The organism is Helcobacillus massiliensis (genome assembly GCF_014191425.1).
In the GTDB taxonomy this organism is placed as follows: domain Bacteria; phylum Actinomycetota; class Actinomycetes; order Actinomycetales; family Dermabacteraceae; genus Helcobacillus; species Helcobacillus massiliensis.
On the sequence record NZ_JACHWP010000002.1, the window covers coordinates 54514 to 72035 of the forward strand.

At 69.4% G+C, this 17522-nt stretch carries 15 protein-coding genes and 1 pseudogene; 8 read left to right on the forward strand and 8 right to left on the reverse strand.

Annotated elements, in window-relative coordinates; all coding sequences use genetic code 11:
* Nucleotides 1-127: 127 nt before the first annotated feature.
* Complete coding sequence (gene glmS, locus FHX50_RS05795) at nt 128-1996, reverse strand: glutamine--fructose-6-phosphate transaminase (isomerizing) (RefSeq protein WP_183375513.1); 1869 nt, start codon at nt 1994-1996, stop codon at nt 128-130.
* A 152-nt stretch (nt 1997-2148) separates the two neighbouring features.
* On the opposite strand from glmS, the gene coaA reads away from it, so the two are divergent.
* Nucleotides 2149-3117 carry a type I pantothenate kinase gene (gene coaA / locus FHX50_RS05800; protein ID WP_183375514.1) on the forward strand — a complete coding sequence of 323 codons (969 nt, stop codon included), beginning with the start codon at nt 2149-2151 and terminating at the stop codon, nt 3115-3117.
* 59 nt (nt 3118-3176) lie between these two features.
* On the opposite strand, the gene FHX50_RS05805 is transcribed toward coaA, so the two are convergent.
* The 6 genes from FHX50_RS05805 to truA form a co-directional block, all read right to left on the reverse strand.
* The gene (locus tag FHX50_RS05805; protein ID WP_183375516.1) at nt 3177-3356 is read right to left on the reverse strand and encodes a hypothetical protein; all 180 of its coding nucleotides are present in this window, start codon (nt 3354-3356) and stop codon (nt 3177-3179) included.
* A gap of 112 nt (nt 3357-3468) precedes the next feature.
* On the reverse strand, nt 3469-4821 hold the full coding sequence (gene glmM / locus FHX50_RS05810) for a phosphoglucosamine mutase (protein ID WP_183375518.1): 1353 nt from the start codon (nt 4819-4821) through the stop codon (nt 3469-3471).
* Nucleotides 4822-5112: 291 nt separating this feature from the next.
* Entirely contained in the window at nt 5113-5604 is a 492-nt protein-coding gene (gene rpsI, locus FHX50_RS05815) for a 30S ribosomal protein S9 (RefSeq protein WP_183375520.1), read from the reverse strand.
* A gap of 40 nt (nt 5605-5644) precedes the next feature.
* On the reverse strand, nt 5645-6091 hold the full coding sequence (gene rplM / locus FHX50_RS05820; protein ID WP_183375522.1) for a 50S ribosomal protein L13: 447 nt from the start codon (nt 6089-6091) through the stop codon (nt 5645-5647).
* A 280-nt stretch (nt 6092-6371) separates the two neighbouring features.
* Nucleotides 6372-7928 carry an FGGY family carbohydrate kinase gene (locus FHX50_RS05825; protein ID WP_183375524.1) on the reverse strand — a complete coding sequence of 519 codons (1557 nt, stop codon included), beginning with the start codon at nt 7926-7928 and terminating at the stop codon, nt 6372-6374.
* Nucleotides 7925-8803, reverse strand: coding sequence for a tRNA pseudouridine(38-40) synthase TruA (gene truA / locus FHX50_RS05830; RefSeq protein WP_183375526.1), 879 nt, complete (start codon nt 8801-8803; stop codon nt 7925-7927). The genes FHX50_RS05825 and truA overlap by 4 nt, the downstream gene beginning before the upstream one ends.
* Before the next feature lie 127 nt (nt 8804-8930).
* Between truA and purD the strand changes: the two genes are divergently transcribed.
* The 7 genes and pseudogenes from purD to pflA all read left to right on the forward strand — a co-directional run bounded on the left by purD (nt 8931) and on the right by pflA (nt 15680).
* On the forward strand, nt 8931-10217 hold the full coding sequence (gene purD, locus FHX50_RS05835) for a phosphoribosylamine--glycine ligase (protein WP_183375528.1): 1287 nt from the start codon (nt 8931-8933) through the stop codon (nt 10215-10217).
* Nucleotides 10214-11119, forward strand: a complete 906-nt coding sequence (locus FHX50_RS05840) for a phosphoribosylaminoimidazolesuccinocarboxamide synthase (RefSeq protein WP_183375530.1) — start codon at nt 10214-10216, stop codon at nt 11117-11119. The genes purD and FHX50_RS05840 overlap by 4 nt, the downstream gene beginning before the upstream one ends.
* An 81-nt stretch (nt 11120-11200) precedes the next feature.
* On the forward strand, nt 11201-11533 hold the full coding sequence (locus FHX50_RS05845; protein WP_183375532.1) for a hypothetical protein: 333 nt from the start codon (nt 11201-11203) through the stop codon (nt 11531-11533).
* A gap of 135 nt (nt 11534-11668) precedes the next feature.
* Nucleotides 11669-12265 carry an HhH-GPD-type base excision DNA repair protein gene (locus tag FHX50_RS05850; RefSeq protein WP_183375534.1) on the forward strand — a complete coding sequence of 199 codons (597 nt, stop codon included), beginning with the start codon at nt 11669-11671 and terminating at the stop codon, nt 12263-12265.
* Nucleotides 12266-12390: 125 nt separating this feature from the next.
* Complete coding sequence (locus tag FHX50_RS05855) at nt 12391-14517, forward strand: pyruvate formate lyase family protein (RefSeq protein ID WP_183375536.1); 2127 nt, start codon at nt 12391-12393, stop codon at nt 14515-14517.
* Nucleotides 14518-14632: 115 nt separating this feature from the next.
* Nucleotides 14633-14821, forward strand: a pseudogene (locus FHX50_RS12250) (glycine radical domain-containing protein); the annotation flags it as partial.
* Between the two features lie 10 nt (nt 14822-14831).
* Entirely contained in the window at nt 14832-15680 is an 849-nt protein-coding gene (pflA, locus tag FHX50_RS05865) for a pyruvate formate-lyase-activating protein (protein WP_183375538.1), read from the forward strand.
* 84 nt (nt 15681-15764) lie between these two features.
* Here the strand turns inward: pflA and FHX50_RS05870 are convergent, their stop codons facing one another.
* Nucleotides 15765-17471 carry a metallophosphoesterase gene (locus tag FHX50_RS05870; protein WP_183375540.1) on the reverse strand — a complete coding sequence of 569 codons (1707 nt, stop codon included), beginning with the start codon at nt 17469-17471 and terminating at the stop codon, nt 15765-15767.
* Nucleotides 17472-17522: the final 51 nt, after the last annotated feature.

Consider the following 17522-nt stretch of genomic DNA (forward strand, 5'->3'; position numbering starts at 1 on the left):
CCGCCAGTGTAGCCAGCACGGCGTGGGGACGACAGCGGCGCCGCCGGGCACCCGTCGGCTCCGTGGCCGAGGGCACCTCCAGCGGCGCCGGTCGTGAGCACCCCGCGGGGCGCTCAGAAGGGTCGGATCACTCGACGGTGACGGACTTGGCGAGGTTGCGCGGCTGATCCACGTCCAGGCCCTTCGCGGTGGCGAGCTCGCAGGCGAAGATCTGCAGCGGAATGATGGTCAGCAGCGGCGCGAACAGGGTGCGGGTCTGCGGGTAGCGGATCACCACATCCGAGTACGGCAGCACGTCCTCGTCGCCCTCCTCCGCGATCACGAGGGTGCGGGCGCCGCGGGCGCGCACCTCCTGAATGTTGGAGACGACCTTCGAGTGGAGGGAGTCGCGGCCGCGGGGGCTGGGCACCACCACGAACACCGGCTGACCGTCCTCCACCAGGGCGATCGGGCCGTGCTTGAGCTCACCGGCGGCGAAGCCCTCCGCATGGATGTACGCGATCTCCTTGAGCTTCAGCGCGCCCTCCAGCGCGGTCGGGTAACCGACGTGCCGGCCGAGGAACAGCACGCTGGTGGCATCGACCATGTCGCGGGCGAGCTGCTCCACCTGCTCGGAGCCGTCCAGGACCTGCTGGATCTTCGCGGGGATCTGCTCCAGGTCGTCCAGGACGGCCTGGATCTCGTCGCCGTAGAAGTTGCCGCGCACCTGCGCGAGGTACAGGCCCAGGAGGTAGCAGGCGGAGATCTGCCCCAGGTACGCCTTCGTGGAGGCGACGGCGATCTCCGGGCCCACATGCAGGTAGATCGCAGCATCGGACTCGCGCGGGATGGTGGAGCCGCGGGTGTTGCAGATCGCGACGACCTTCGCGCCCTGCTCCTTCGCGTGCCGCACCGCCATGAGGGTGTCCATGGTTTCGCCGGACTGGGAGATCGCCACCACAAGGGTCTTCGGGCTCACGATCGGGTCGCGGTAGCGGAACTCATGCGCGAGCTCCACCTCCACCGGGATGCGGCACCAGTGCTCGATGGCGTACTTGACGACCTCACCGGCGTTCGCCGCGGTGCCGCAGGCGACCACGATGATCTTGTCGATGCTGCGAAGCGTGGACTCCTCGATGAGCATGTCCTCGAGGGTGAGGCGGCCGTTCTCAAAGCGGCCCACGAGGGTGTCGGCGATGGCCTCGGCCTGCTCGTGGATCTCCTTCGCCATGAAGGAGGCGTAGCCGGACTTCTGGGCTGCTTCGGCGTCCCATTCGATGGTGTAGGTCTTCGGGTCGGCGACGGGCGTGCCGTCGAACTCGATGACGTCGACGCTGTCGGCGGTGACCGTGACGATCTGGTCCTGGCCGATCTCCATCGCCTGCTTCGTGAAGTCCACGAACGCGGCGACATCGGAGCCGAGGAAGTTCTCGCCCTCGCCGAGGCCGATCACCAGCGGGGAGTTGCGGCGGGCGGCGACCACGCGGTCCGGGGCGTCCTCGTGGATCGCCAGGAGGGTGAAGGCGCCTTCGAGGCGGCCGACGGTGTTCTTCATCGCCTCGGTGAGGTCACCGGTGGCGGCGTATTCGCGGGCCACGAGGTGGGCGGCGACCTCGGAGTCGGTCTGGGAGGAGAACTCGTAGCCGTCGGCCAGCAGTTCGTCCTTCAGCGGCGCGAAGTTCTCGATGATGCCGTTGTGCACGAGGGCGAGCTCGCCCTTCTTGCCGCCGCGGTGCGGGTGGGCGTTGGCATCCGTCGGCCCGCCGTGGGTGGCCCAGCGGGTGTGCCCGATGGAGACGTTCGAGGGCGTCTGCTCGGAGCCGGCGACCTCCTCCTTCAGGTTCTTGATCTTGCCGGCCTTCTTGAAGACGTCGACCGCGTCCTCACCGAGGACGGCGACTCCAGCGGAGTCGTATCCGCGGTACTCCAGCCGGGTGAGACCGGCGAGGACGACGTCGATGGGGCGGCTCGAGGCCTCGGGGCCGACGGGCCCTGCGTATCCAACAATTCCACACATGCCAGAAACGATAGCGGTGCCGCACCTGTGCGCAGCCGGATGGAAGCGGGCGCGTCGGAGTGATAGATCACGGATCGCCCCCGGCCTGCTCGAGCCTGCGGAGCGCTTCGCGCGAGCGTGCAGAAGTGAGCATCCGCCGCGTCCGTGGAACAATGGTGGCTGTGACTGTGCACGACCATGCGAGCCCATCCCTCTCCCCCTTCACGGAGATCGCCCGCGACGACTGGGCCTCCCTGTCCGGTGAGACGCCGCTGCCGCTGACCGCGGACGAGATCGAGACGCTGCGCGGCCTCGGCGACCGGCTCGACATGGACGAGGTCAACAAGGTGTACCGGCCCATCTCCCGCCTGCTCAACCTGCAGGTGCAGAACGCGCAGTCCATGCGGGACGTGCGCAACGAGTTCCTCCATCAGAACGCACGGCGCACCCCGTACATCATCGGGGTCGCCGGCTCCGTCGCCGTCGGCAAGTCCACCACAGCGCGCCTGCTGCGGGAGCTGACGGCGCGCTGGCCGGAGACGCCGCGCGTGCAGCTGGTGACGACCGACGGGTTCCTCTATCCCACCGCGGAGCTGAAGCGCCGCGACATCATGCACCGCAAAGGGTTCCCCGAGTCCTACGACCGCCGCGCGCTGCTGCGGTTCGTCGCGGATGTGAAGAGCGGCCAGAGCGAAGTGCTGGCGCCGGTGTACTCCCACATCAGCTACGACATCCTGCCGGACGAGTTCGTCCGCGTGCAGCGGCCGGATGTGCTGATCGTGGAGGGCCTGAACGTGCTGCAGGCGCCGCGGGTGCGCGCCGACGGCCGGGTCGGCATCGCCGTCTCCGACTACTTCGACTTCTCCGTGTACGTGGACGCCCGCGAGGACGACATCCGCCGCTGGTACATCGAACGCTTCCTGTCGCTGCGCGCGACCGCGTTCGCGAAGGAGGACAGCTACTTCCGCCGCTACGCCGACCTCGGTGACGATGAGGCGCGCGCAACCGCCGCGCACATCTGGGACACGATCAACGGCCCGAACCTGCGGGAGAACGTGCAGCCGTCCCGCGGCCGCGCTGACCTGATCCTGCGCAAGAGCTCGGACCACGAGGTCCGCTCGGTGCTGCTGCGCCGCATCTGATCACCGCAGCCGCCTCGGCGTGCGCGGCGCCGTCCGAAGCGGGCCGACGGCTCCCGGCCTCAGTGGTCGCTGGCCAGCGCCAGCACCCAGAACCCGGCGATGCCGAACAGTGCCGCGGACAGCCCGATGATGCGCAGGCGGCGCACCACCTCCGGCGGCAGACCCAGCAGCCGCGCAGCCGCACTGAGGAGGACGCCGAGGACGGCGATGACGAGGAACGCGATGCGCAGCGGCTGCATGGGGTGAACTCCCGAGTGCTCGAACAGAAGGGGCAGGGTGCGGGGACAGATGTGTGGGCGGGCCCGAGCCGGGCCCGCCCCATGGATGATCGGGCGCGCAGGCCCGTTCGGATCAGAGCGCCAGGCGCTCCTTGACCACGGCGGCGAGCTTCTCGCACACCTCGCTGGCCTGCTCATCGGTCGGGGCCTCGACCATGACGCGCACCACCGGTTCGGTGCCGGACGGGCGCAGCAGAACACGGCCGGTGGTGCCGAGCTGCTTCTCCGCGTCCTTGATCGCGTCCATGACCCCGGCGTCGATGTTGGCGCGGGTCTTGTCCACGCCCTTGACGTTGATCAGCGACTGCGGCATCCGCGTCATCACCGTGGCGAGCTCTGCCGCGGACCTGCCGGAGGTGACGAGGCGCTGCAGCAGGTGCAGGGCGGTGAGCTCGCCGTCACCGGTGGTGGCGTACTCGGTCATGACCACATGGCCGGACTGTTCGCCGCCGAGGCGGTAGCCGGCGAAGTTCATCTCTTCGAGCACGTAGCGGTCGCCGACTGCGGTCTGGGCGAGCTGGATGCCGTGCTCCTGCATGGCGAGCTTCAGGCCGAGGTTGCTCATCACGGTGACCACGAGGGTGTTCTGCGGCAGCTTGCCGCGCTCCTGGAAGTCGACGGCGAGGATCGCCATGATCTGGTCGCCGTCGATGACCGTGCCGTCAGCATCGACGGCGAGGCAGCGGTCGGCGTCGCCGTCGAAGGCGACACCGAGGTCGGCGCCCTTCTCCTTCACGGCGGCCTGCAGCTGCTCCAGGTGGGTGGAGCCGATGTCCTCGTTGATCTGCTTGCCGTCGGTGCGGTCACCGATGACATGCACGGTGGCGCCGGCGGCTTCCAGCACCTTCGGGCCGGTCTCGTAGGCGGCGCCGTTGGCGCAGTCCGCCACCACGGTGACGCCGTCCAGGCGCGAGTCCAGCGTGGACAGCAGATGGTTGACGTAGGCGTCCACGGCGCCGTCGAAGCGGGTGATGGAGCCGACCGCGGTGCCCTGCGGACGCTCCCAGTCCTCCCCCATACGCGCTTCGATGGCGTCCTCGACCTCGTCGGGCAGCTTGGTGCCGCCACGGGCGAAGAACTTGATGCCGTTGTCCGGATGCGGGTTGTGGGAGGCGGAGACCATCACGCCGAGGTCGGCGCCGGTGGACTCCACGAGGTACGCGAGGCCCGGGGTGGGCAGCACACCGGCGTCCTCCACGTCCACGCCGGCGGAGGCAAGGCCGGCGGCGATGGCGGCGGAGATGAAGTCGCCCGACGGCCGCGGGTCATGGGCGATGATCGCGCGGGGCTTCGTGCCGTCCTCATGGAATGCGCCGAGCTGGCCGAGCACGTGCGCTGCGGCGACAGCGAGCTCAACCGCGAGCTCCGCGGTGATGTCCTTGTTGGCCAGTCCTCGCACACCGTCGGTGCCGAACAGTCGCGCCATTGTCTCCTCCATCTGGTGGGGCAGTCGTGTGCCGTCGCGGCGCCCCGGTGGGGGTGTCGCGTCAGGTCCGGTCCGGGGTGCGGACTCGGACGCACTCATCGTAATGGGACGGGCCGGGTCCGCCCTGGGGCCGCCGCCGCGATCGACGGGTCGATGTGGGATATGGCGCGCTCGCCGGGGCGATTATGCGCTCGCCGGGGCGATTGAAACGCGGAACACCGCCCGCTGAATGCGGACGGTGTTCGTGCTGCAGTCAGGTGCCGGCGGACCGGCACCAGCGGAAGGGCTGGATCAGCGCTTCGAGAACTGCGGAGCCTTGCGGGCCTTCTTGAGACCGGCCTTCTTGCGCTCCGGGACGCGGGCGTCACGGGTCAGGAAGCCGGCCTTCTTGAGGGCCGGGCGGTTGGACTCGGAGTCGACCTCGTTGAGGGCGCGTGCCACGCCGAGGCGCACGGCACCGGCCTGGCCGGAGGGGCCACCGCCGATGACGCGGACGAAGACGTCGAAGCGGCCCTGCAGGTCGAGCAGGGTGAACGGGTCGTTCACTTCCTGCTGGTGCAGCTTGTTCGGGAAGAACTCCTCGAGGCTGCGACCGTTGACGACCCACTCGCCGGAGCCCGGCTTGACGTGGACGCGCGCGATGGCGCGCTTGCGGCGGCCGGTGCCGTAGCCCGGACCGACAGCGGACTTGCCCTCGCCGACGGCGGCGTTGGAGCTCGACTCGGTGGTGTAGTTCGAGGTCTCGCCCTCGAACTCCTCAACTGGGGTGGTTTCTTCTGCCACTGTAAACCTCAGATTTCTTTCAGCGCGCGGGCCAGGGCCGTTACTGCGCGACCTGGTCGGCGACGTTGAACTGAACCGGCTTCTGGGCCTCGTGCGGGTGCTCGGCACCTGCGTAGACCTTCAGCTTCTTGATCTGCTGAGCAGCGAGCTTGTTGCTCGGGAGCATGCCCTTGATCGCCTTCTGGATGGCGCGCTCGGGGTTCTTCTCCAGCAGCTCGCTGTACTTCACGGAGCGGAGGCCACCCGGGTAACCGGTGTGGCGGTACGCGAGCTTGTCCTCGCGCTTGTTGCCGGTCAGGGTAACCTTGTCCGCATTGATGATGATGACGAAGTCGCCTGCATCCACGTGGGGTGCGAAGACCGGCTTGTGCTTGCCGCGGAGCAGCTGGGCAGCCTGGGAAGCGAGCCGGCCGAGGACGACATCAGTTGCGTCGATGACGTACCAGGAACGCTCGACATCGCCGGGCTTCGGGGTGAACGTACGCACTCGTGCCTTCTTCTCTCGTTGGTTGTGCCGCGACGCGGAGCGCCGCTGACACGGTTCGAATGGACCGTGGACACGCTTCCTTTGGTTCAAAGCATGGCCATAGATTGCAGTGCTTGGCCCTCGCGAGCGGGGGCCGGAATGCGTGTGAGGAGCCTTTCGCGCCAAGCGTGAGATCATCGGCAGCGTTGGGCGCGCATTCATGGCACAACAGCAGTCCACTCTACCGGCGCGCCGTTCAGGCGGTCAATGAGACCCGTTCACTTCCACGACAGGATATGGCTCACATCTCGTCGCTGAGGGCGGCGGCTGCGCGGAACAGCTCGAGCTGCCGCGCCCGGAGCACGTCCCACCGGTGATCGCGGCCGACGGGTGCCGGGATCACGTCGGCGCTCGCCCCGTCGGCCCGCTCCCCCGCAGCGGCGTCGCGGACCGGATCCTCGCGGCGGGCGTCTCCGGCGGCGAGGGCTGCGCCGAGGAGGGCGGCGTCGGCAGCGGTGGCGGGCAGGGCGTCCCGGCCGGTGATCGCGGCGATGAGGCGCATCCAGGGCCGGGAGGCCGCTCCCCCGCCGACGACGGGCAGCAGGGCCGCTTCGGGCGACTGCTCGTCTGCGGCGCCGCTCGGCGGGAGCGCGTTCGCGAGGGCGAGGCCGACTGATTCCAGCACCGCCTGGTACATAGTCACCTGGTCGGTGTCCGGGCGCATGCCGATGATGGCGGCGCCGATGCGGTCGGCGCGCACGGGGAACCGCTCACCGCGCAGGGACGGCAGGGCGAGCAGACCCGACGGCGTGCAGCCGGTGGCATCGAGCCGGGCATCCAGGAGCGCGTCGGCCTCCTGCGGGGAGGAGCCGCCGAGGAGGGTGCGGCGAGCCCAGGCGGCGGTGTCGCCTGCGGACAGGAGCGCGCCGATGCGGAGGACATGCTGATCCAGCGGCGGGTCGAGGAGCAGGGCGTGTTCGGCCTCCGGCCGTGCCGGTGCGGCGCCGAGCGGCTGTATGCTGGCGACCCAGCCGGACGTGCCGAGCGAGATGTACTCGGTGGGCCCGTCGGAGCCGCCGACGATGCCGAGCGTGGCGGCGGCTGCGTCACCGGGCGCGAGGTGGATCCGCAGACCGGCCGGGACGCCGAAGCGCGACTCCCCCTCGGTCGTGACGGTCCCGATGTCGCCGCCGCCCACGGCGGGCAGCACACCCATCGGCAGGTGCGCGGCGCGGGCGATGGCCTCGCTCCACGTGCGGGTGCGGGCATCGAGCAGACCGGTGGCGCTGGCGGTGGTGACATCGCAGTGGGCGTCGCCGCCGAGCATCCAGGCGAGCAGACCCGCCGGGGAGAAGAACACCCGCCGCACCGCGCCCGTGTCGGTGGCGGGCTCACGGGTGCTCTCCAGGCGCAGCCACTGCGCCGGGTTCGCGGTCGGGCCCTGCAGGTTCCCGGTGATCTCGTCCCAGTCGGGCACGGCGCGGCGGATCTCGTCGGCTTCCGCGGCGGCGCGGGTGTCGCTGTAGAGAACGGCGCGCCCCGTGCACGGGGCTCGATGACCGGCTCTGGCCGGATCCGCGCCGGCCGGGCCGGAGCCTGCATCGGTCTCCTCCGCGAGCACCAGGGTCTGCATCTGCCCCGTCAGCGCGATCGCTTCGACATCGGACCACGCCGGGTGCGCCAGCAGGTCCGCCACCACCGCGGTGAGGGCGGCGCACCAGTCGTCCGGGTCCTGTTCGGCGGCGCCCGTCTCAGGCGCGTGGGTCGGATAGGCGCGGCTCGCTGCTGCGAGGACTCGGCCACGATCCACGAGGGCGGCCTTCAGCGCCGTGGTGCCGACGTCGACGGCGAGGATCATGCCGGCCTCACCCACGTGTCGCCGCGCTTGCCGCGGGTCTGCTGGGCCCGCGCGGCGAGCTGGTCATCCTCCGGGTAGCCGACTGACTCCAGCGTCAGTCCGTGCGGCGCGAACATGGGGGCGCTGCCGGCGGCGTCGCGGCGGGGCGTCGCGACGAGGGCCGCCATCCAGGCGGCGTCGGCCCGCCCCTCCCCCACGGCGACGCTCGCACCCACGATGGAGCGGACCATGTGATGACAGAACGCGTCGGCCTCCACCACCGCGACCACCAGTCCCGCATCCGCGAGAGGGTGGCCGGCGCCGTCGGTCAGGGGGACGCGCTCCCACGAGATCGACAGGAGGGTGCGGATGGTGGTGGCGTCCTCGCGGGGGCGGCAGAAGGAGAGGAAGTCGTGTTCACCGATGAGGGCGCGCGCGGCAGCGTCCATCGCCTCCGCGTCCAGGGGGCGCTTGTGGTTCATGACGTCGCGCCGCAGCGGCGAGCGGGTCGCGATCGAATCGGCGATGCGGTACCGGTAGCGGCGGGACAGCGCGGAGAAGCGGGCGTCGAAGTCATCGGAGACGGCGCGGGCGTCCGTCACCACGATGTCGCGGGGCAGCACAGCGGCGAGGCGTTCGCACATGGCGCGGCCGGGGGTGCGGTCGCTGCGGCCCGGCATCCGCGCCCACGCCTCCTCGGGGACGTCGACGTGCAGCACCTGGCCGGTGGCGTGGACGCCGGCGTCGGTGCGGCCGGCGACATGCACCCGCACCTCGTGGCGGAGGATCCGGAACAGTCCCTTCTCCACCTCACCCTGGACGGTGCGCAGGGCCGGTTGGATGCTCCAGCCGCTGAAGTCCGTGCCGTCGTAGGCGAGGTCCAGGCGAATGCGCATCAGCGGGGCGGTCCTTCCGGGCGGAGCAGCGGGCGGGATGGGGCGCGACTGAGACTACCGGAGACCGGTCACAGGCCCCGCCTGCCCGGTGGCCCGACGGGTGCTCCAGCGCGATAGGCTGGCGCCTGTGAAGATTCTGGTTGTTGGTCACGGAGGCCGCGAACACGCGATCGTTCGCCGTCTCTCCCTCGATTCCCCTGCCCCTGAGATCCACGCCGCGCCGGGCAACCCCGGCATCGCCGAGCTCGCCACCGTCCATGACATCGCCGTCACGGACCATCAGGGCATCATCGCCCTTGCCCGCGACCTCGCGATCGACCTCGTGGTCATCGGCCCCGAAGCGCCCCTGGTCAACGGCCTCGCCGATGACCTCACCGCCGCCGGCATCACCGTGTTCGGCCCGTCGCAGGCCGCCGCGCAGCTGGAGGGCTCCAAGGACTTCGCGAAGTCCGTCATGCACCGCGCCGGCGTCCCGACCTCCCGCTCCGTCACCGTCACGAAGCTGCAGGATGTGGAGGCGGCGCTGGATGCGATGAACCCGTCGGGCCGCGTCCCCTACGTGGTGAAGGACGACGGCCTCGCCGCCGGCAAGGGCGTGGTGGTCTCCATCTTCAAGGAGGACGCCCTCGACCATGCCGAGGCGGCCCTGTCCGCACCGGGCGGCCGCGTGGTGATCGAGGAGTTCCTCGACGGCCCCGAACTGTCGGTGTTCTGCATCTCCGACGGCACCACCGTGCGCGCCCTCGCCCCCGCGCAGGACTTCAAGCGCGCCTTCAACTTCGACCAGGGGCCCAACACCGGCGGTATGGGCGCCTACTCCCCGCTGCCGTGGATCGAGACCGAGTCCGTGCTGGACGAGGTGGTCCGCACCGTCGCCCAGCCCACGGTCGATGCGATGCGGGAGGACGGCACGCCGTTCGTCGGCATCCTGTACTGCGGGCTGTCCCGCACGAAGCAGGGCCTGCGCGTCATCGAGTTCAACGCGCGCTTCGGCGACCCGGAGACCCAGGTGGTGCTGGAGCGCCTCGCCTCTCCGTTCGCGCCGCTGCTGCTGGCCGCCGCGAAGGGCGAACTGGATCAGGCGGAGCCGCTGCGCTGGCACGACCACGCCGCCGTCACCGTGGTCCTCGCCTCCGAGGGATACCCGAAGTCCGCCCGCAAGGGCGATGTGATCGGCGGGATCGAGAAGGCGGAGGAGTTCGGCGCCCACATCATCCACGCCGGCACCGCCCGGAACTCCCGCGGCGAGCTCGTGTCCGACGGCGGCCGCGTCCTGTCCGTCGTGGCGGTCGGCGAGTCGCTCGAAGACGCCCGCTCCCGCGCGCAGATGGCGATCAGCCACATCACCCTGCCGGGGTCGCACTTCCGCACCGACATCGCCCAGCGCGCAGCCGCCGGTGAGGTGGAGGCATGAGCGAGGCGCTGCTGGACGCCCCGCGCCTCGACGGCTGGGACCACGCGGTCAGCGGCAAGGTCCGCGAACTGTACGTCCCCGCCGGCGAGTCGCTCAGCACCGCGCGGGAGGTGCTGGTGCTGGCAACGGACCGCATCAGCGCATTCGACTTCTCCCTGCAGCCCGGCATCCCCGACAAGGGCCGCATTCTCACCCGCATGTCCGTGCTGTGGTTCGACCTGCTGAAGGACGTGGTCCCGAACCATGTCATCAGCGCCGAGGACGTCCCGGAGCCGGTGCGCGGCCGGGCCCTGCGCTGCCAGGGGCTCGATATGCTCCCGCTGGAGTGCATCGTGCGCGGCTACCTGACCGGGTCGGGGCTCGCGGACTACCGCGCGTCGGGATCCGTCGGCGGGCATGCGCTCCCGGCGGGGCTCGAGGACGGCTCCCGCCTGCCGGAGCCGATCTACACCCCGTCCACGAAGGCGGAGGTCGGCGGACACGACGAGAACATCACGGTCGCGCAAGCACGCGAGCTGGTGGGCGAGGACCTCGGGGCGCAGGCGGAGGAGGCGTCGCTGGAGGTGTACCGCCGGGCCGCTGACTTCGCCCGCGAGCGCGGCATCATCCTCGCGGATACGAAGCTGGAGTTCGGCACCTCGCGGGCCGACGGCTCGCTCGTCCTCGGCGATGAGGTCCTCACCCCGGACTCCTCCCGCTTCTGGGACGCTGACGGGTACCGGGTCGGCCAGGCGCAGCCGAGCTTCGACAAGCAGTTCGTGCGCGACTTCCTGACGAGCGCCGAGTCCGGCTGGGACCGCGCCTCGGGTGAGGAGCCGCCGGTGCTGCCGGAGAGGATCGTGGAGGCCACGCGCGCGAAGTACATCGACGCGCTGGAGCGGCTCACGGGCGAGCGGTTCTGACCGTCCCACACTGATGCGGCCCGGGCCGCTGGTTCATGGCACAATGTCCGCAGATCGTTACGAGGAGGACTCACCCCAATGATGATGGCGCTGATTGTCAACACGCTCGGCCTGTCCCTGATCGGCATCATTATGGCCGCTGCAGGCATCATGCTGCGCCGCTCTGCTGATTCCCACGCCGAGCACCGCCGCGAGCAGAACCTGGCTCTGTCGCCGATGCTGGTGGTGGGCGGTGTCATCACCCTGCTGATGGGGCTGACCTTCCTGTTCCTCGCCGTGTTCATCCACTGGCCGCACCAGTTCCCGTCGATGGCCGGTGCCGTGCTGGCCACCTTGTTCGCGCCGTACCTGGTGCCGCTGCTCTTCGCCTGGCTCGCCCGCGGCCGCGCCGAGAAGGCCGTGTACCCGTACTGAGCGCCGTCGCACACTGACGCTGAAGGCCCCGCTGGCATCCGCCGCGGGGCCTTCGCTCTGCCCGGTCCCCGGCGCCCCCCGCCCGGCGAGAGACCCTCAGCGCTCCGCGGTCGCGCGGTGGTGCACACTGGAGGCATGACCACTTCGGCCTCCTCCGCCCCGGCGCCGCTGCGCATCACAGACGACCGCGACGCCGATTCCCTCCTCACCGAGAACCCGCTCGCCCTGCTCATCGGCATGCTGCTCGACCAGCAGGTCCCGATGGAGACCGCGTTCGCCGGCCCGCTCAAACTGCAGCAGCGCGTCGGTGCCCTCGACGCCGCCACCATCGCCGACCAGGACCCCGAGCAGTTCCTCGCAGCGTTCCGCGAAACCCCCGCGGTGCACCGATTCCCGAAGTCGATGGCGGAGCGTGTGCAGAAGCTGTGCCGTCAGATCATCGAGGACTACGACGGTGACGCCGCCGCGCTGTGGACCGACGGCGACCCGGACGGCCGCGAGGTCCTCAAACGGTTGAAGGCCCTGCCCGGCTTCGGTGACCAGAAGTCCCGCATCTTCCTCGCCCTGCTCGGCAAGCAGTACGGCTACACCGGTGAGGGGTGGCGGGAGGCAGCCGGTGACTACGGCGCCGACGGCACCACCCTCAGCGTCGCCGACATCACCTCGCCGGAGTCGCTCATCGCCGTGCGGGAGACGAAGCAGGCGATGAAGAGGGCAGCGAAGAAGAAGTGAATCCGCAGGCCCTCGTCACATCACGTGACGGGGGCCGCCCTGCATGCCGTTGGTCCCACCATCCTCTCGATCCGGCCCCATAGCCTGGTGGTGCACCAGAGAGCAGAGGAAGGGAACCGACTGCGATGACTGCCACTGACAACAAGGCCCCCACGCCCGGCACGGCTGCGCCGGAGGGCACCGCGAGGGCATGGGACGGCTTCACCACCGGTGACTGGACCGAGCAGATCGATGTGCGCGACTTCATCCAGCGCAACTACCGCACCTACGAGGGCGACGCCTCGTTCCTCTCCGGCCCGACCGACAAGACCCTGCGCGTGTGGGACACCCTGGAGAAGGAGTACCTCTCCGAGGAGCGCAAGCGCCGCGTCTACGACGTCGACACCCACACCCCCGCCGACATCGATGCCTTCCCCGCCGGCTACATCAGCGAGGACGACGACGTGGTGGTCGGCCTGCAGACCGATGTGCCCCTCAAGCGCGCCATGATGCCCAACGGCGGTTGGCGCATGGTGGAGACCGCCATCAAGGAGGCCGGCAAGGAGGTGGACGAGGACGTCAAGAAGGTCTTCACGAAGTACCGCAAGACCCACAACGACGGCGTCTTCGACATCTACACCCCGCGCATCCGCGCTGCCCGCTCCAGCCACATCATCACCGGCCTGCCCGACGCCTACGGCCGCGGCCGCATCATTGGCGACTACCGCCGGGTCGCCCTCTACGGCGTGGACCGCCTCATCGAGGACAAGATGCGCGCGAAGGACGCCGTGGCGGACCTCGGCTTCTCCGAGCACTGGGCCCGCTACCGTGAGGAGCACTCCGAGCAGATCAAGGCGCTGAAGAAGCTGATCACCCTCGGCGACCTGTACGGCATCGATGTGCGCCGCCCTGCGGAGAACGCCCACGAGGCCGTGCAGTGGACGTACATGGCGTACCTCGGCGCGGTGAAGAGCCAGGACGGCGCCGCCATGTCCATCGGCCGCCTCTCCCCGTTCTTCGACATCTACTTCGAGCGCGACCTCGCCGCCGGCACCCTCACCGAGGAGCAGGCGCAGGAGATCATCGACCAGTTCGTGATCAAGCTGCGCATCGTGCGGTTCCTGCGCACCATCGACTACGACCAGATCTTCTCCGGTGACCCCTACTGGGCGACCTGGTCCGACGGCGGCTTCTCCTCCGACGGGCGCGCCCAGGTCACGAAGACCTCATTCCGCCTGCTGCAGACGCTGAGGAACCTCGGCCCGGCCCCGGAGCCGAACATCACGATCTTCTGGGACCCGGAGCTGCCGGCCGGCTACAAGGAGTTCTGCTCGGCGATCTCGATCGAGACGTCCTCGATCCAGTACGAGTCGGATCAGCAGATCCGGGGCCGCTGGGGCGATGACGCCGCGATCGCGTGCTGCGTGTCCCCGATGAAGGTCGGCAAGCAGATGCAGTTCTTCGGCGCCCGCGTCAACGCCGGCAAGGCGCTGCTGTACGCCATCAACGGCGGCCGCGACGAGGTCACCGGCAAGCAGGTCACCGAACCGGGCCTGCACACCCCGATCGAGGGCGACGGACCGCTGGACTTCGACGAGGTGTGGCAGAAGTACGAGCTCATGCTCGACTGGGTGGTCGGCACCTACGTGGAGGCGCTGAACATCATCCACTACGCGCACGACAAGTACGCGTACGAAGCGATCGAGATGGCGCTGCACGATTCGGAGATCATCCGCACGATGGGCTGCGGTATCGCCGGCCTGTCGATCGTGGCGGACTCCCTGTCCGCGATCAAGTACGCGAAGGTCACCCCGATCCGTGACGAGACCGGTCTGATCGTCGACTACCGCACGGAGGGCGACTTCCCCGCGTACGGCAACGACGATGACCGCGCTGACGACATCGCGGCGACGATCGTGCACACCGTGATGCAGAAGATCAACGCGATTCCGATGTACCGCGACGCGATCCCGACCCAGTCGGTCCTGACGATCACGTCCAACGTGGTGTACGGCAAGGCGACGGGCAACTTCCCGTCGGGCCACCGCGCCGGCACCCCGTTCTCCCCGGGCGCGAACCCCGCGAACGGCATGGACACGCACGGCATGGTCGCCTCCATGCTGAGCGTGGGCAAGCTCGACTACAACGACGCGCTGGACGGCATTTCGCTGACCAACACGATCACCCCGCAGGGCCTCGGACGCACCGAGGAGGAGCGGATCACAAACCTGGTCGGCATCCTGGACGCCGGCTTCATCATGGAGGAGGACTGACATGACCACCACCGAGAACAACCGAGCAGCAGCATCCACGACAGGAGACACCGACATGGTCCCCACGTTCGAGGAGCGTCTGGCTTCGATGAAGGCCAACCGCGCGGAGAACAACATGGATTCCGGCCTGTACCACGCGAACATCAACGTCCTGAACAAGGACACCCTGGAGGACGCGATGGAGAACCCGGAGAACTACCCGAACCTCACGGTTCGCGTGTCCGGCTACGCCGTGAACTTCGTGAAGCTCACGCGCGAGCAGCAGCTGGACGTCCTCAACCGCACGTTCCACCAGAACGCCTGAGGCGGAACCGATGAACCAGCCCCACGCAGTGGATCTGCTCACCGGCGCCGAGCGTCGCCTCGGCGCCGGCATCGAAGGACTCGAGGAGACGGTCCTGGACCGCCCTGACCGCCTCGCCTCGATCCGTGCCGGTGAGCTCGCAAGCATCCACTCGTGGGAGCTGGTCACCGCGGTGGACGGCCCCGGCACCCGCTTGACCGTCTTCTTCTCCGGCTGCCCGCTGCGCTGCCTGTACTGCCACAACCCGGACACGATGGTGATGCGGGACGGACAGGACATCTCCCTGGACGAACTGGTGAAGCGGATCCGCCGGTACCGCTCGGTGTTCCGCGCCTCCGGCGGCGGCATCACCCTGTCCGGCGGAGAGGTGCTGATGCAGCCGGCGTTCGCCGCGAACCTGCTGCACGCTGCCCACGAGATGGGCGTGCACACCGCGATCGACACCTCCGGGTTCCTCGGCCGGCATGTCAGTGACCAGATGCTCGAGGGCATCGACCTCGTCCTGCTGGATGTGAAGAGCGGCGACGAGGACACCTACAAGACGGTGACGGGCCGCGACCTGCAGCCCACCATCGAGTTCGGTGACCGCCTCGCAGAGGCCGGCACCGAGATCTGGGTGCGGTTCGTGCTCGTACCCGGCCTGACCGATGATCCCGCGAACATCGAGAAGGTCGCGGACATCGCGTCCCGCTGGTCCACGGTGTCCCGGGTGGAGGTGCTGCCGTTCCACCAGATGGGGCAGGACAAGTGGGAGAACCTGGGGCTCGCCTACCAGCTGAAGGACACTCCCCCACCCACCAACGAGCAGGTGGAGGCCGCCCGGGAGGTCTTCCGCGCCCGCGGCATCACCACCTACTGATATCAGCACCGCTGAACCGCAGCGGCCCACCGAGCAGATGCTCAGTGGGCCGCTGTTCTGTGAGCGGCAGCGCGGGGCGCCGCCTCAGGCGGCGGTGAACCCGTCGGCTGAGAACGCGGTGGTGCGGTCCTGGAACTGGATCGGGACGCGGAAGTCGTCCTCCTTGCCGTTGTACCGCTTGGCGCTGTCGTGCTCACTCGCGCCGAAGTCGTCCAGCAGCGGCGAGTAGGTGTCCACGCTCATCTCGCCGCGGTCGAGATCGAACTGGAGGAGGCGGAAGTAGCTCGCACCGAAGCGCAGCTGGCGGTTGATCAGGTAGCCGCCCACATCGGTGATGCCGAGCTCATCAGAGCCGACCGTGTAGAACTGGTAGTCGGCGAGCAGCTCCACCACGTGGTTGCCCGGCTGGCCCACGTTCCGGTTCACCGCGATGTTCACGCCGTGCTCGTGGCCGGAGAGGACCAGTGCCACGTTGGGGTTCTTCTCCACGATGCGGCTGCGGATGACTTCACCGTCGTGCGAGTCGTGGTCGCCGCGCCCGTCGGCCTGCTTCGACGGCTTGTCGTTGGCGTGCGTGGTGATGATGGCGTTGCGGGTGGGGTACTGCTGGAGGACACTGTGCGCCCAGTCGGCTTCTTCGTCGGTGACGTCGTAGCCGAGGTTGATGACGATGAAGTCGCGGCCGGAGGCGGTGAACAGGTTGTAGCTGTTCTGGTTGTCGCCCTCCTTCCATGGGTGGTATTCGGCGCTGCGTTCGCGCCAGCCGTCGGTCTGCTCGAGGGCCCTGTAGCGGTCCGGGCCGAAGTGCTCGTTGAACATGGAGTCCGGGCCGGTGTCCTTGCCGCCGCGGTTGTCGTGGTTGCCGGGGATGACGGAGTGGGGAACGCCGGAGTCGTCGGCGATGCGCTCGGCTTCGGAGGCGAAGCGGTACTCGCCTTCGGCGCGGCGGGTGCCGTACGGGCCGGACGGGTCGGTGGGGTGCCAGTTCTCGATGACGTCACCGGTGTGGGCGGCGAAGGCGATCTTGTGCTTGTCCTTGTTCTTCGCGAGCCAGCGGTAGGTGTCCTTGTAGCCGTTCTCCCAGACGCGGCGCTCCTTCGGGCTGGGGCGGCTGGTCGCGCCTTCGGTGATGTACTGCGTGTCGGTGAGGTGCATGATCGAGAAGTCGAAGCCCTCGGTGTTCTCGAACGCGTCGTCGACCGGCTCGTCGAGGTCGTCGGCGAACGGGTCAGTGCCGACGACCATCACGGTGGCGCGGCCGTTCGAGATGGTGCCCGCGGGGGCTGAGGCGGCCAGTTCGGTGTCGCCGTCGGCGCTGCCGCGAGCGGTGTCGAGGACCTCGTAGCGGCCGGTGTCGTGGTTGAGGGCGAGCAGGGTGACGCTGCGGGCGGGGTCAACGGTGCCGCTCCAGGTGAGGGCGTTCCCGTCGGCTGCGGCGAGGTCGGCGCGGATCACCGGCAGGTCGCCGGGCGCGGCGGCGGGGGTGTCGGCGCTGCGGTGATCGCCCGGGGTGAGGGGGTCCTTGACCGCGGTGCGGCCTGCGATCTGCACGTCGGCGGGCAGGCCGCTCTCCTCGTCGAACGCGTCGGCGGGGATGGTGCCGGTGACGGCGTTGGTGACGGGCTTGGTCTTCTTCGAGGCGGCGGCGCCGAGCGTGGGCGCGGTCGGGGCGGCGCCGACGGAGCTGGCCGCAGAGGGCACGGCAGCGGTGCTGGCGGGGACGAGGCCGACGGCGGCGGCCGCTGACAGGGTCAGTGCTGCCGCGCTGATGCGGGTGCGACGGGAGAGCATGGAGGGATGCCTTCTGTGCGGGGTCAGGAACGCCTGCGTGACGCTACAGAA